We start from the raw sequence: 15,035 nt of genomic DNA on the forward strand, positions 1-15,035 counted from the left end.
GGTGTCATCATACGTAAAAGGAACTGTGGTATGTCTACTGCCAAAGGAGTCGTCAGCCTGTTGTTGCTGACGCTAACGACGCTGTTTTGGGGCGTGCCACTCATTTTGTTAACGCTGTTAAAAGTCATCACCCCAGGACGACATCAAAAACAGAGAATTCTTGATGGCCTGTGCAGCGTTGCGCTCAATTGGATTGGCGCAAATCTGTGGTGGATGCGCCGGTGGATCAAGCCTGATGTCAATATCAGCATTCCGGACTCACTCAGTCCACATCAATGGTGGCTGGTTATTTCAAACCACCGCAGTTGGACAGATATCTTCATTCTGTTTATGGCATTGCATCGCCGCATTCCAATGCCTCGGTTCTTTTTGAAACATCAGTTAATTTGGATTCCTATCGTCGGGCTGGCATTTTGGGCGTTAGAATTCCCTTTTATGCGGCGCTTCAGTCGTGAGCAACTTGCAAAAAACCCTAAATTCGCCACTATCGACCGTGAATCAACTGAGCGCGTTTGCCGGCAAGCTAGAAATGCCCCCATTGCAATATTTAATTTTGTCGAGGGGACACGCTTTACCGTAGCAAAACGGGAAAAACAGCAAAGCCCATTTCGGCACTTACTGAGACCCAAAGCTGGCGGTGTCTCTCAAGTGCTTAGCCTGCTTGGTGACAAACTGGATGGCATTTTGGATGTAACCATCAGCTATGAAAATCCAACGCCAACTTTCTGGGGTTTTCTATGCGGAAAAGAGGCTTGCATTACACTTAACGCAAGGCAACTCGCTATTCCCCAATGGATGAACGAAGCCAACTATCACGAAGAACAGCAGCACAAGGAACGGTTCCACGCATGGATCAATTCACTCTGGCAGGAAAAAGACGCCTTGTTAGCCAAGCAAACCAACCACGACTAGCTCGGTGGTTAGCGGTCTGTGTGCTAGCAACGTTGTTAGTGGGATGTGCTGGCTCTCCCTCTTCAAATGATCAAAATAACCCTGTCCCCAGTAGTACTGCCGGTCAAATAAATGGTGAATGGGTAGAGGTACAGCGCGGCGATACGCTGGGAAAACTTGCGAACCGAGCAAATGTTCCACTAGAACGTCTTGAACGCTTCAACCCTGGAACAAATGCTCAACGCTTAAACGTTGGACAGCGTTTATTAATACCTACCCAGCAAGAGCGAGCGCCCTCTGGCGGGCCCTATCGCTACCAAATTCGGCCGGGCGATACCTACTCAAGTATCGCGCGCCATTTTGGCACCACATCAGGGCGTATACAGAGTGCCAATCCTGGCACCTCTCCCAGAGCGCTCAGAGTTGGCCAAATTGTCAGTGTACCGCTTAGTAGCAGCACCACCTCAAGCAGCGCCAGCAGTTCTAGCGTAAGCCGGCCAGCGGCGGCACCGACGCCAAACGCAAGCCTACCTGCATCTGCACGTCGTTGGCCTTGGCCCTTAGAGGATTACCGGATTGTGCGCCGTTTTGGTGCCGATAGCCGTGGTACGCTTCAACCTATGCTACTGGCCACCCAAGCAGGTGCCAAAGCACAAGCAGTCGCGCCAGGTGAAGTGCGTTTTGCAGATGGAATGCGCCAGCTTGGCGAAGTTGTCATTATTCATCATGCGGATAACTTACAAACCGTCTACGCGCTGTGCGAACGCATTTTAGTCCGTGTCGGCCAGCAAGTGAGTACAGGCGACCCGCTATGTGATGTCGGCCAAAGCAGTGCGACACAGCGCTACGACTTGCTTTTCGACCTGCGTCAAGGTGGCAAACCGATTGATCCTCGACAAGTATTAAGATGACGTAAAAAAGCCCCTGAATTTCAGGGGCTTTTTTCATGAACAATGGCGGTATTAGCCGCGATAATAGCCTGGCTTCACAAACGGAGTAGGTGTCACCACCATCGGCAGCTGTTTACCTCTCACCAACGCATAAACAGTGGTCTCAGGCGCTTCCCATTCACGCCCCACGTACCCCATGGCAATTGGCTTACCAACACTTGGCCCAAAGCCACCGGAAGTCACAACACCAATTTCATTGCCATTTGCATCAACTAAAAGCGCGCCCTCTCTTACTGGTGCACGCCCTTCTGCCACTAACCCTACCCGCTTACGCGTATGATCTTTGGCGTCTACTTGGTGCAGAATAAGATCCGCTCCAGGGAAACCTGCCGGACGCTCCCCACCATGTCGGCGAGGCTTACCAATCGCCCAAATAAGCCCAGCTTCTACAGGCGTCGTCGTCATATCCATATCGTGCCCGTACAAGCACAGCCCTGCTTCTAGGCGAAGCGAGTCGCGTGCACCCAAACCAATCGCTTCAACTTCGGGCTCAGCTAACAGCTGCTCTGCAAATGCCTGGCATGCATCAGAAGCTACTGATATTTCAAAGCCATCTTCACCGGTGTAACCGCTACGACTAATCCAGACTTCCTGCCCCGCCATCGTGAAGCGGCCATGCTGCATAAACGTTAGCTCACACGCTTGGGGGCACAGACGTTCCATGACATCGCGTGCTTGCGGGCCTTGCAGAGCCAGTAGCCCACGGTCGAGTACCTCAATGTGATGAGTAGCAGCAAGATTCGTACGCAGATGGGCAATATCCTGCTCTTTGCAAGCAGCATTGACGACCAGATAAAAATGATCACCTGCATTGACGGCCATTAGATCATCGATAATACCGCCATCAGTCCCGGTAAATAGTCCGTAGCGCTGTTCACCTTTGCTTAACCCCACTAGGTCTGCTGGGATGAGTGACTCAAGCGCTTCGGCAACATTGTCACCAGAAACCGCTATTTGGCCCATGTGAGAAACATCAAACAGCCCACATTGCTGACGTGTGTGCTCATGCTCTTTTTTGACACCCAATGGGTATTGCACCGGCATGTCATAACCCGCAAAGGGAACCATTTTGGCTCCTAGCGAAAGATGCAATTCATGGAGTGGCGTCTGTTTAAGGTCGGTCATGGGATTTCCTCGGTCGAGAAAGAGAAACGGGAAGCCATGACTGGCTTCCCGGCTCTATTACATCTTATCGGCCCATATTACGTTGAATAGGGCTTACTTATCATGATCCAGCGCTTCACCTGGCAGCACATCTTTGCCTGCAAAGTAATCACGGGTAAGTTTGAATACCACTGGCGAAAGTAGCGCCAGCGCGATCAAGTTAGGAATGGCCATCATAGCGTTAAAGGTATCAGCCATCAGCCAAATAAAACCAAGCTGCGCGATAGCACCCAGCGGGATTGCCAGAACGAACAGCACGCGATACAGCATAATCGAACGTGTACCGAACAGGAACTGACAACACTTTTCGCCGTAGAAAGACCAGCCAAGAATGGTGGTGAATGCAAACACAGCTAGGGCAATCGCAACAATCTGGTTACCAAAACCGGGCAAGGCAGCATCGAACGAAAGCGCCGTCAGTGATGCACCCGCCTCACCATCAATCCATACCGTGGAGGTCAAAATAACCAGTGCCGTAATGGTGCAAACGACGATGGTATCGATAAAGGTGCCCAGCATGGCGATGAGGCCTTGGCGAACCGGGTTTTTGGTCTGCGCTGCTGCGTGTGCAATTGGTGCACTACCTAAACCTGCTTCGTTAGAGAAAATACCGCGTGCTACACCAAACCGGATAGCTGCCATTACTGCCGCACCGGCAAAGCCACCCGCTGCTGCCATCGGATTAAAGGCGTAATAGAAAATCAAACCAAACGCTTCACCAATTTGGCTTGCATTAATGATCAATACCAACAGCCCGGCAATCACGTAAGCAATCCCCATGATGGGCACTAGTTTACCGGCTACTTTTGCAATGCGCTTAATGCCACCGAGGATAACAGCACCCGCCAGCACCATGATAATTACGCCGGTTAGCCAATGCGGAACACCAAAAGTAGAATCCATAGCATCCGCTACAGAGTTGGACTGTACGGTGTTACCGATCCCGAAAGCTGCTACCGCACCAAAGAATGAGAACAGCCCCCCCAGCCAGAGCCATTTCTTACCGAGGCCATTCTTTATATAGAACATCGGGCCACCGACATGGTAGCCAGTGCTATCGGTTTCACGATAACGCACAGCCAGAACTGCTTCAGAAAATTTAGTGGCCATCCCCACTAACGCAGTGATCCACATCCAGAACACCGCACCTGGGCCACCAAGCGCAATAGCCGTTGCCACACCCGCGATATTACCTGTGCCAATCGTGGCAGATAGCGCCGTCATCAGTGCATCAAAAGGCGAAATCTCACCGTCTTGGTCAGCAGACGCCTGGTCAGCATCTGCTTTGCTAGGCTTAGGGTCGCGGCCTTGCCACATTAGTTTGAAACCCACACCGAGCTTTCTAATCGGCATCAGTTTCAAGCCAATCTGTAAGTAAATCCCTACACCTAGCAGTAGGACCAACATTATCGGGCCCCAAACGACACCGTTAATTGCCCCTAGGAGGTTAGTTAGTATTTCCACGCGCTTCTCCTTACCCTGTTCGTTAGCTCGTTTATTATGGGTACTGGGCAGTCAAGCTGCCTTATTTAATGCTGCTGAGTTATCAAACATTTCCACCATAGCGCGTCTCACGCTTTGAAAAAACGCATGATCAGCATGTTTTACACCATTTTCCTAGTGCGCATCCATCGTGATGTCGCAACTCAGCAGAGAAAGCATCTGTTTTTACAAATTCTAACAGATGTAAAGCATCAGGAAACTCGAAGTGGCTTTTTTGCCGCCATGGGGTGTTGAAGAAATTTGTTTCCGATTGGAAACACGTTAACATATGGCACAGATCGCCTGACTTAGAACTGGCCAATAGTCGCCAAGGCGAACGACAGGCGTTAGTATGCTCCTGTCCAGACAACTGTTTCATAAAGGGAATCATCATGAGCAATCTTCCTGCCAATCTTCGTTATGCCGAAAGCCACGAATGGGTACTTGACCACCAAGACGGTACCGTCACGATCGGCATTACTGATCATGCCCAAGAAGCGTTGGGTGACGTTGTTTTCGTTGAACTGCCAGAAGTCGGTCAGGCACTCAACAAAGGCCAAGAGTTTGGCGTTATCGAGTCTGTTAAGGCGGCTTCTGACCTTTACTCGCCGGTTAACGGTGAAGTTATCGAAGTGAATGAGGCACTTGAAGATTCGCCGGAGACAGTCAATGAAGCGCCTTATGAAGGTGGTTGGATCATGAAGGTGCGCCTGACAGACACAGCCCTTGAAGGGTTGCTAGACGCAGATGCTTACCAGGCAACACTTAGTTCAGACGATTAATTAGTCGGAAAGCCTGCGTAAAGCAGGCTTTCTAGTTTCACCCTGCGCGGTTTTCTCATTACGTTCGGAACCCTCCCATGCCATTTGAAACACGCCGTTTGGCCGAACTGGCCGACCATGATGCTTTTATCAAACGCCACAATGGGCCTAGCCCCGCTGATGTCGACACCATGTTAAAAGCGCTCAATTTGCAGCGCATGGAAGATCTTATTGAGCAAACCGTGCCAAGCGATATCCGCCTTGGCCGTGAGTTAGCCCTGGACGACCCACGCAGTGAAGCAGAAGCTTTAGACTATTTAAGCCAGCTGGCGCGCCAAAATCGAGTAGCCAAAAGCTACATCGGGCAAGGTTACTACGGCACCCACATGCCGGCAGTCATTCAGCGCAATGTGCTGGAAAATCCGGGCTGGTACACCGCTTACACGCCTTATCAACCTGAGATCTCTCAAGGCCGACTAGAGGGCCTGCTCAACTTTCAGCAGGTCATTATGGATTTAACCGGTATGGAGCTTGCCAATGCTTCATTGCTGGATGAGGCGACCGCCGCGGCAGAAGCGATGGCGCTATGCAAGCGCAGCAACAAGAAAAGTAAGTCAACGGCTTTCTTTGTTGCCGATGATCTATTTCCGCAAACATTAGACGTTATCAAAACTCGCGCGGAGTTTTTTGGCTTTGAGCTAATCAGTGGCCCAGCAGAAACGCTGGCAGAACACGATGTGTTTGGTGCCCTGGTGCAATATCCTTCCGCCAGCGGCAACATCACGGACATTTCTCCTCTACTAAGTGCTGCCAAAGAACGCGGCATCATGACGTGCGTCGCCACGGATCTATTGAGCCTAGTGCTGCTCAAAGAACCAGGCGCAATGGGCGCTGATATCGTCGTCGGTAACTCCCAGCGTTTTGGTGTCCCTATGGGCTTTGGTGGCCCGCATGCGGCTTTCTTCGCCACATCCGACAAGCTAAAGCGCTCGATTCCTGGCCGCATTATTGGTGTATCCAAAGATAGCCGCGGTAACACTGCATTACGCATGGCTATGCAAACCCGCGAGCAGCATATCCGCCGCGAGAAAGCAACCTCCAATATTTGTACTGCTCAGGCACTACTAGCAAATATTGCTGGCTTCTACGCCACCTACCATGGCGCAGAAGGTCTTCGCAAAATTGCAGGCCGCGTGCATCGCCTCACTACTTTGTTAGCGGAAGGCCTTAAGCAAGGTGGGGTCATGTTAGCGAACGACAGCTGGTTTGATACGCTCCGCCTGACCCAAGTAGATGCTGGAAAAATACATGGCCGCGCCATGACGCATGATATCAACCTTCATTACTTCGCCAATGGCGATGTGGGCATTAGCCTGGATGAAACTACAACTGCTCATGACGTCGCGACGCTGTTTGATGTGCTGTTAGGCGATGAGCACGGCTTGTCCGTCGCAGCGCTGGATGGACAGGTTATTAGTGACGAACTCAGCGGCATTCCTCCACTGTATCGGCGTGAAAGCAGCTTTTTGGAACACCCCACGTTTACCCGTTATCGCAGCGAAACCGAGATGCTGCGTTATTTGAAACGTCTCGAGAACAAAGACCTTTCCTTGGCTCATGCCATGATCCCGCTGGGTTCGTGCACGATGAAGCTAAACGCTACCAGTGAAATGATTCCGATCTCCTGGCCTGCGTTTGCGCACCTCCACCCGTTCGCCCCCCGCGACCAAGTGGCCGGCTATCATCAAATGATTGATGAGCTAGCCGCTTTCTTAGTGGAAGTGACGGGTTATGACCATATCTCCATGCAGCCCAACTCAGGTGCCCAGGGTGAATATGCGGGGCTGCTAGCCATTCGTCGCTATCAGGCAGCACAAGGAGAATCCCATCGTGATGTGTGCTTAATCCCCAGCTCTGCCCACGGCACTAACCCAGCGTCTGCAGCCATGCTAAGCATGGACGTTGTCGTAGTTGAGTGTGATGCCAACGGCAACATTGACTTGGATGACCTGACGCGCAAAGCCGAGCAGCACAGTGATCGCCTATCTGCAGTAATGATCACGTATCCCTCTACTCACGGTGTATTTGAGTCCCATGTTCGCAAGGTTTGCGAGGTAGTACATCAGCATGGCGGCCAAGTGTATGTGGATGGTGCCAACATGAATGCTCAGGTGGGTTTGACACGGCCCGGTGACTTCGGTGGTGATGTCTCGCACCTCAATCTGCACAAAACATTTTGTATACCCCACGGTGGCGGTGGCCCGGGCATGGGCCCGATTGGTGTCAAAGCTCACCTTGCCCCCTTCGTTTCCAATCACGTGGTTACGCCTATTAATGGTGTTAACCCAGAAAACAGTGCGGTTTCCGCTGCAGCATTTGGCAGCGCGTCAATTCTGCCAATCTCTTGGGCTTACATTAAGATGATGGGCGCACGTGGGCTTCGCGAAGCAACTGAGCTGGCTATTCTTAATGCCAATTATATTGCCAAGCGATTAGAGAGTGCTTATCCGATTCTCTACCGTGGCCAGAACGGCAATGTCGCCCACGAATGCATCATCGATATTCGCCCGCTCAAGAGTGCTTCCGGTATCAGTGAAGAAGATATTGCCAAGCGTCTGATGGACTACGGTTTCCATGCACCGACCATGTCGTTCCCTGTACCAGGCACACTGATGATCGAGCCTACAGAGTCTGAGTCACTCTACGAAATTGATCGCTTCTGTGATGCCATGATCGCGATTCGAGAAGAGATTGCGCGCGTCGAAAAGGGTGATTGGCCGCTGGATAATAACCCGTTGGTGAATGCCCCTCATACCCAAGCAGATTTGATGGATAGCGAGTGGCAACGCCCTTATGACCGTAAGCTGGGCGCCTTCCCAACAGAGGCTGTAGCTGCGTCAAAGTATTGGCCTGCGGTTAACCGCGTTGATAACGTATTCGGTGATCGGCAACTTATCTGCACTTGCCCTAGCATTGACGAATACCGCCGTTAATACTCAACGCATACGCTATTAGACGACAAGACATCCCTGTCTCTTAAACGCCCTTGGCGCTCGTTATTCGGGCACCAGGGGCGTTTTTTCTTGCAGGCGTTGGTGATGAAACCCCTCCAGTAGCTTTTCATAACGTTTCGGCAAGACCGAATCTCGCCGGCGCAATAGATAAAGCACTTCATTAATCCCTTGAGGTAACGCCAACGCTTTTACTTGGCGCTGCCAAGGGGAGGTTTCTAACACCAGGCGTGAGACAACGGTAAAACCTAGCCCTCGCGCGACCGCATCCAGCACCATGCTCACTTCATTAGTAAATCCCTGATGCCGAAAGTGCGTCATTGAACGAAATTCGTCTGGATAATTGGCGCGCAGCAGTGCGTTGGCGTGATTAATGCCGTCGTAGTAATTAAGAAAGCCTATGCCCATCAGGTCGGTTAGCGTGCTACCAGCGAAATCAGCAGGCACGACTAAACATAATGGCTCTTTGTGCCATACCGTGCAGGTCAATTCGGTATGGTTGACCTGCTCAGTCACGATGCCAATATCGTAGCGGCCTTCAAGCAGGTCATTAACGATTTCGTGATTAAAAGCAAAACTGTAATTGACCGTTAAGTTGGGGTGCATCTGCTGCTGGCCAAGAATAAAAGGATAAAACATCAACCCAACACTTCCTGGGGATGCAATCCGGCATTCACCGCTATCCAGCGAGTCGTCATCTAAACCATGGCGAAACTGCTCATGCTCGGCAAATAGCTTCAACGCATAATCATAAGCCCTTCGTCCAGACTCCGTTAGCGTAAAACTTCTGCCCTTTCTCTCTATCAGCGGTTTATCTAAATAGCTTTCTAACTTGCGGATATGCTGGCTGACGCCAGGCTGCGTCATCTCCAAACGGCGCGCAGTTCGTGTGAAACTCCCCGTTTCCACTAACGTTATAAACGTCCGAAAATACTGGGCATTAAACATAATAAAGCGCCATCTTAACTAGCCACCGTGTGCTCTTAACGAGAGCACAGAGTAGCACAATCCGACTCTTAAACGGACGCTAAGGACCAGCACTACCCTTATTGCTTGAATTCAGTTAGTAAAGGCCATGATAGTATGTGGTTTCGTTAACAATATGATTAGGGACAGCCAGACTAATGACGCAACTCCCAGTGCCGCGCGCCACCATTTCCAGCATTATTTCCCCGGAAGGGAGCCTCGAAGTGCTTTCCCAGCATGAGGTCAACCGTTTAAAAAGCACCTCTAAAAGTGGCCTGCATGACCTGCTACGCCGCTGTGCACTCGCGGTGCTTAACTGCGGCAGCCCAACGGATGATAGTTTGGCCATCATGGAAGCCTACAAAGACTTTGATATTGAAGTTTTACAGCAAGACCGAGGCATCCGCCTGAAGCTAACCAATGCTCCCGCCGAAGCCTTTGTCGACGGACGAATGATTCGTGGTATACGTGAACATTTATCATCCATTCTTCGCGACATTGTTTATGTTTACAACGAAATCCAACACCACAAGCGGTTTGACTTAACCACGGGTGAAGGCACAACTAACGCCGTGTTTCATATCCTGCGCAAGGCGGGCACGCTGAAGCCTGGGCGCGACCCAAGTTTGGTGGTGTGCTGGGGTGGCCACTCGATTTCCAGAGAAGAGTATGAGTATACCAAGGACGTTGGTTATCACCTTGGCTTGCGGGATCTAGACATCTGCACCGGCTGCGGCCCTGGCGCCATGAAAGGCCCCATGAAAGGAGCTAACGTTGCCCATGCAAAACAGCGTCGTAAAGATGGCCGCTATTTAGGTATTTCTGAGCCAGGTATCATTGCAGCCGAAGCGCCTAACCCTATCGTTAACGAGCTAGTTGTCATGCCAGACATCGAAAAACGGCTCGAAGCATTCGTGCGTCTAGGGCACGGTATTATTGTTTTCCCCGGAGGGGTGGGTACTGCAGAAGAAATTCTTTACCTGCTGGGAATCCTGCTGCATCCAAGCAATCACGATATTCCCTACCCACTCGTGTTTACTGGCCCAGCTGATTCTGCCGAGTACTTCCAGAAAATCGATGAATTCTTAGTTTATACGCTGGGCGAGGATATCCGCCGCTACTACACGATTATTACCGGTAATCCTGTGGCTGTCGCACGCAAAATGCGTGAAGAAATTGACGAGATTGCAGACTTCCGCCGCAAGCATCAGGACGCTTTTTACTACAACTGGCGTCTTACCATTGCACGTGACTTTCAGGCCCCCTTCGAGCCAACCCATGAAGCTATGCGCGGTCTAGCGCTTCACCGTCAGCAGCCTACTCATGAACTAGCGGCCAACTTGCGTCGTGCTTTTTCTGGCATTGTGGCGGGTAACGTTAAAGAGCCGGGAATTCGAGCAATTGAAGCCCATGGACCTTTTGAGTTAACCGCTGAACCAGAACTCATGCAGCGCTTAGACGAGCTATTAACCTCATTTGTCGCCCAAGGACGCATGAAACTTGATGGACAAGCATATACACCCTGCTATGTTCTCAAGTAACTAATTTAGCAAGCACAGCCTTTATCAGGCGCAACCCAGCCACGCTGCGCCTGATACATCAGGAAACTCACAGTGATTATTGCTCTTTTAACGCTGATTGCAGCAGGCATCATCAAAGGTGCCATCGGTTCTGGCGTGCCAGTCATAGTCGTACCTGTTCTCACCATGCTCTACGACGTGAAGCTAGCCATTGCCGTATTAATCGCCCCCAATTTGTTCAGCAATGTTTTACAGGTTTGGCAATACCGGCATCATTTGTTGCCACTGCGTTTTCTCGCTGCCTTCTCTTTATCAGGTGGGTTAGGCATTGTGTTGGGCACATGGGGATTAGTCGTGTTATCACCCACTCTTTTATCGCTTGGGGTGGCCGCGTCGATCGTGCTCTATTTAGTCATCAAAATAGCTAGGCGAACGCTTGCTCTTCCTTTCGCGACCGCCAACCGCATCGTACTGCCTGTTGGCTTGCTCGCTGGCGTACTGCAAGGCGCGGCGGGTATGTCAGCACCCGCGTCTGTAACGTTTCTAAACGCAATGCAGTTGGAGCGACGCGTGTTTATCGGCTCTATCTCTGTGTTTTTTGTTGCCATCACCTGCGTGCAAATACCCGCGCTGCTGAGTGCGGAAATACTCACACTGGAACGCACGCTTTACAGCTTTATAGCGCTATTCGTCATTCTCGCCGCCATGCCCATCGGCGCACAGCTCGGCAAACGCCTACCGCACCGTTGGTTTGATAATCTCATCATGCTGTTGCTAGCAGGCATTGCAGTCAAAATTATTGTGGATGCTGCACTTTAAACCATGACGACCGCCTCACTGAGCAGAAAGAGTGTCAAACCGCTACACTGATGACGCAGTCGCAACTCCTTGCCTAGGCGTTAATGGCAAGGTGAAAACCACCACCAAGGAAAGGATAAACAGCATGGAAATGATCGATCAGCTTCGGGATGGAAAAACCAAAGCATTCGCCAAGCACTGCTTTGAACGCTACTCCCCTGAAGAGCTGAATGCCGCCTCAGAAGGTATGCCGGATCAGGACGAAATGGCGCACTGGGAAATTACCGCTGGCCAATGGGAAGAAGCCATTGCAGCAGCACTTGCGGATCACCATTCACAAGGCTAAATAGAGTGCTAAGCTAACGTGAGTATTATTAGCGCCGCCTATGATTTGTTATCCCCCTAGGTGGCGCTGATCTTTCACAAATAGGTATTGGCTTATTTCTGCTTAGCCTCGAGTATGCGCCAGCCCATTTTCTCAGCCTCAATTAGCAGATAAATCATTCCGCTACTTAAAATGATGGCTAGCCAATGCATAATGCTTAACCCTTCGCTACCGAAGATAAGCTGCATAAAGGGTAGATAGGTAAACGCCATTTGCAGCAGCATCACCATCATAATAGCGATCCATACCGGCCGACTGCCAAAAATGCCAGCAAACGACAGCGTACTATTAATTAAAAAGCGGCTATTGATTAAATAAGCGGCACTACCAGTGACCAGCATATTGACCGCCCCTGCCCGCGCTAGCGCTTCGCTGCCCCCTTGGTTGAGTATCCAAGAGAACATGCCGAAGACGCCAACAAGCAGTAGCACAGACACAAAAATCACTCGCCATAATAAAAACAGATCAAGCAGCGGTGCTTTAGGATCTCTTGGCTGGCGCGCCATTAAGTCTTTTTCCCCAGTCTCAAACGCTAATGCCAGACCTAGCGTAATCGCTACCACCATATTTACCCATAATGCCTGTAACGGCGTTACCGGTAGCACCGAGCCGGATAGCACGGCTAGCATGATCGCCAAGCCTTGAGCACCGTTGGTGGGCAGAATAAAGGTGATCGTTTTACGGATGTTATCGTAGACTTTGCGGCCTTCTTCAATAGCACTGACAATGGTTGCGAAGTTATCATCTGCCAGTACCATTTCAGAAGCATCTTTCGCCGCCTCAGTCCCCTGTACCCCCATAGCAACGCCGACATCAGCACGTTTTAAGGCTGGCCCATCATTAACGCCATCCCCAGTCATGGAGCAAACCCCGCCCCGCGCCTGCATCGCCTTAACTAAACGCAATTTGTGCTCGGGGGATGCCCGAGCAAAGACATCAATCTCTAAAATGATATCTTCTAACGCTGTATCGGACATCGCTTCAATTTCTCGCCCGGTAAGCGCTTTATCGGTTTGCGCAAAACCCAGTTGTTTAGCAATAGCCAGCGCTGTCGAAGCATGATCACCGGTAATCATAACGGGACGAATACCCGCGTGTTGGCAACGTTTAACCGCTTCAATGGCCTCTTCTCTTGGTGGGTCCAGCAAGCCAATAATTCCCAGTAAGCGCAACCCACCTTCAATATGGTGATGATCAAGCTCATCGATTGCAGCGGCAGGTTTATCCGCAATGGCTAGTACGCGTAAACCTCGCGAGGAAAGCTCGTGAATACGGTTTTCCCACTCATTACGATCAATATCGACAGTGCCTTGCTTGGTAGCAACGCTGTCGCACATTTCTATCAAACGATCAGGCGCCCCCTTTACGATGACACGCTGGCCATCAGCTCCTGCATGCAGAGTGGCCATATACTTAAAGTCTGACTCGAAAGGGATTGCATCTACCCGTGGAAACTGCTGGCGCACCTCTGACGTTTTTATACCTGCTTTTTCACCGGCAACTACTAACGCGCCCTCTGTCGGGTCACCATAAATCTGATACTGTCCCGCTTGCTGATGCAGCTCAGTGTCGTTACACAATACGCCAGCACGTAAAAAATCGCTTAACGGTTGGGCACTGTCCATATCGACACATTCTGTTTCTTGCTCACCGCAGGCACGCAGTCGATAAAAAGCCCCCTTGGGCGAGAAACCGATACCCTCGATGAAAAACTGCTCGTCACCCAGCCATACCGCTTGAGCCGTCATTTCATTGCGCGTCAATGTGCCCGTTTTATCGGAAAAAATAGTCGAGATGGAGCCTAACGTTTCTACAGCAGGAAGCCGACGAATAATGGCGTTGCGCTTCGCCATGCTTTGCACACCAAGCGCGAGCCCAATGGTAACAATGGCAGGTAGACCTTCGGGAATCGCGGCCACCGCTAGACCGACAGCAGCCATAAACATATCCGCAGCGGGCTGGTCATGAAGAAGCGTGCCTAACAGCGCGGTAATAGCGGCGGCACCCAAGATAAAAATTGCCAGCACCCTACCCGCACGATCAAGCTGCTGAAGCAGCGGTGTTTTAATTTTTTCTACACCACGCAGAAGTTCAGAAATTTTGCCGATTTCAGTGTAACGCCCCGTCTCAACGACCAAACCACGGGCATTGCCTTGCACCACAATTGTACTGGCAAACGCCATACTGCTTCGCTCCGCAAGATCCACATCTGCGCCCACTGGGTGCGACTGCTTCTCCACAGGAACCGACTCCCCAGTTAAAGCCGCCTCGTCGGTGCGAAAACGCCGCGCTTCAATCAGTCGCACGTCCGCAGGTATCCGGTCACCACTCTCCACCAGCACGATGTCCCCTGGCACTAACGCTTCGGCAGGAATGGTAGTGCGCTTCCCGTCACGTATGACATTGGCCTGGGGAGAAAGCATATTGCGGATGCTATCAAGCGCTTGCTCAGCTTTTCCTTCCTGGATAAAACCAATCAGCGCAATCACGGCTACCACCCCCACAATGGCCGCCGCATCAATGACGTGCCCAAGCAGGAAACTGGCAATAGCAGCAACCAGCAGTATAAGAATTAAAATATTATTGAGCTGATCTAGTAAACGTCGATACCAAGGTCGCCCCTGGGCCTGCTGAAGACGATTCGGACCATAGCGCTCTATACGCGCTTGAGCCTCAGTGGTAGATAGGCCGTCGGCAGTAACACCCTGCCACTCAAGCACTTGATCTATCGAGGCACTATGCCACTCTCGCGATGACTTGGCAGGTGTTTGAGGGTTTTCCATCCATAAGCTCCCTTGTTAAATATATTGTCAGCTTACAGCAGGTTGCTGCGCTGCAGTACTACTGTTATCCATAAAGTAACAAGGAAATGATGCAACGCAAAAAACGCCACGCCACCCAGGCTAAGTAGCGTCGCTCAGCATTTAATTAGCTATTTTGATCCGTTAATTTTTGGAATAGGTCGTAAGAATCAAACTAAAGAGCTAAACCTTCTCGTAGATAGTAAAAATATGATCAGCGTCAAAGGAGCAGCTACTAATGACAACCTTTATTCCGGGCGCGACTATGCTATTTCTAACAGGGTTCGACTCCTAACTGCACACAAG

11 protein-coding genes are annotated in these 15,035 nt (G+C 50.9%); 7 read left to right on the forward strand and 4 right to left on the reverse strand.

The features are described 5' to 3' along the window. Window positions 1-30: 30 nt before the first annotated feature. Window positions 31-912, forward strand: coding sequence for an acetyltransferase (locus tag J4377_RS09340; RefSeq protein WP_253488029.1), 882 nt, complete (start codon window positions 31-33; stop codon window positions 910-912). Continuing rightward, on the forward strand, window positions 849-1,802 hold the full coding sequence (locus J4377_RS09345; protein ID WP_253488031.1) for a LysM peptidoglycan-binding domain-containing protein: 954 nt from the start codon (window positions 849-851) through the stop codon (window positions 1,800-1,802). The genes J4377_RS09340 and J4377_RS09345 overlap by 64 nt, the downstream gene beginning before the upstream one ends. 51 nt (window positions 1,803-1,853) lie before the next feature. Here J4377_RS09345 and gcvT read toward each other — a convergent pair whose 3' ends face one another. Together gcvT and J4377_RS09355 are read right to left on the reverse strand one after the other, a co-directional pair. Further along, window positions 1,854-2,966: a glycine cleavage system aminomethyltransferase GcvT gene (gene gcvT / locus J4377_RS09350; RefSeq protein WP_253488033.1), complete on the reverse strand. Its 1,113-nt coding sequence runs from the start codon at window positions 2,964-2,966 to the stop codon at window positions 1,854-1,856. Window positions 2,967-3,059: 93 nt separating this feature from the next. Beyond that, window positions 3,060-4,469, reverse strand: coding sequence for a sodium:alanine symporter family protein (locus J4377_RS09355; RefSeq protein ID WP_038484435.1), 1,410 nt, complete (start codon window positions 4,467-4,469; stop codon window positions 3,060-3,062). 410 nt (window positions 4,470-4,879) lie between these two features. Between J4377_RS09355 and gcvH the strand changes: the two genes are divergently transcribed. Beyond that, window positions 4,880-5,269, forward strand: a complete 390-nt coding sequence (gcvH, locus tag J4377_RS09360; RefSeq protein ID WP_009724484.1) for a glycine cleavage system protein GcvH — start codon at window positions 4,880-4,882, stop codon at window positions 5,267-5,269. Between the two features lie 77 nt (window positions 5,270-5,346). Continuing rightward, complete coding sequence (gcvP, locus tag J4377_RS09365) at window positions 5,347-8,241, forward strand: aminomethyl-transferring glycine dehydrogenase (RefSeq protein ID WP_038484438.1); 2,895 nt, start codon at window positions 5,347-5,349, stop codon at window positions 8,239-8,241. A gap of 63 nt (window positions 8,242-8,304) precedes the next feature. Here gcvP and J4377_RS09370 read toward each other — a convergent pair whose 3' ends face one another. After that, window positions 8,305-9,207, reverse strand: a complete 903-nt coding sequence (locus J4377_RS09370; RefSeq protein ID WP_038484441.1) for a LysR family transcriptional regulator — start codon at window positions 9,205-9,207, stop codon at window positions 8,305-8,307. 176 nt (window positions 9,208-9,383) lie between these two features. Between J4377_RS09370 and ppnN the strand changes: the two genes are divergently transcribed. The 3 genes from ppnN to J4377_RS09385 all read left to right on the forward strand — a co-directional run bounded on the left by ppnN (window position 9,384) and on the right by J4377_RS09385 (window position 11,889). Further along, window positions 9,384-10,766 (forward strand): nucleotide 5'-monophosphate nucleosidase PpnN, encoded by a 1,383-nt coding sequence (ppnN, locus tag J4377_RS09375; protein WP_038484444.1) that lies wholly within the window; start codon window positions 9,384-9,386, stop codon window positions 10,764-10,766. Window positions 10,767-10,838: 72 nt separating this feature from the next. Next, on the forward strand, window positions 10,839-11,564 hold the full coding sequence (locus J4377_RS09380; RefSeq protein ID WP_038484447.1) for a sulfite exporter TauE/SafE family protein: 726 nt from the start codon (window positions 10,839-10,841) through the stop codon (window positions 11,562-11,564). A gap of 124 nt (window positions 11,565-11,688) precedes the next feature. After that, entirely contained in the window at window positions 11,689-11,889 is a 201-nt protein-coding gene (locus J4377_RS09385; protein WP_253488034.1) for a hypothetical protein, read from the forward strand. A 92-nt stretch (window positions 11,890-11,981) separates the two neighbouring features. Here the strand turns inward: J4377_RS09385 and J4377_RS09390 are convergent, their stop codons facing one another. Beyond that, a complete protein-coding gene (locus J4377_RS09390) occupies window positions 11,982-14,711 on the reverse strand; it encodes an HAD-IC family P-type ATPase (protein WP_253488036.1) in 2,730 nt (909 codons plus the stop codon). Window positions 14,712-15,035 lie beyond the last annotated feature (324 nt).

The organism is Halomonas sp. XH26 (assembly GCF_024138895.1).
GTDB lineage: Bacteria > Pseudomonadota > Gammaproteobacteria > Pseudomonadales > Halomonadaceae > Vreelandella > Vreelandella alkaliphila.

Coding starts and splice junctions, on each gene's coding strand:
- gcvH (WP_009724484.1), top strand. CDS start 4,880: ATGAGCAATCTTCCTGCCAATCTTCGTTATGCCGAAAGCCACGAATGG.
- J4377_RS09340 (WP_253488029.1), top strand. CDS start 31: ATGTCTACTGCCAAAGGAGTCGTCAGCCTGTTGTTGCTGACGCTAACG.
- gcvP (WP_038484438.1), top strand. CDS start 5,347: ATGCCATTTGAAACACGCCGTTTGGCCGAACTGGCCGACCATGATGCT.
- J4377_RS09390 (WP_253488036.1), bottom strand. CDS start 14,711: ATGGAAAACCCTCAAACACCTGCCAAGTCATCGCGAGAGTGGCATAGT.
- gcvT (WP_253488033.1), bottom strand. CDS start 2,966: ATGACCGACCTTAAACAGACGCCACTCCATGAATTGCATCTTTCGCTA.
- ppnN (WP_038484444.1), top strand. CDS start 9,384: ATGACGCAACTCCCAGTGCCGCGCGCCACCATTTCCAGCATTATTTCC.
- J4377_RS09385 (WP_253488034.1), top strand. CDS start 11,689: ATGGAAATGATCGATCAGCTTCGGGATGGAAAAACCAAAGCATTCGCC.
- J4377_RS09370 (WP_038484441.1), bottom strand. CDS start 9,207: ATGTTTAATGCCCAGTATTTTCGGACGTTTATAACGTTAGTGGAAACG.
- J4377_RS09345 (WP_253488031.1), top strand. CDS start 849: ATGGATCAATTCACTCTGGCAGGAAAAAGACGCCTTGTTAGCCAAGCA.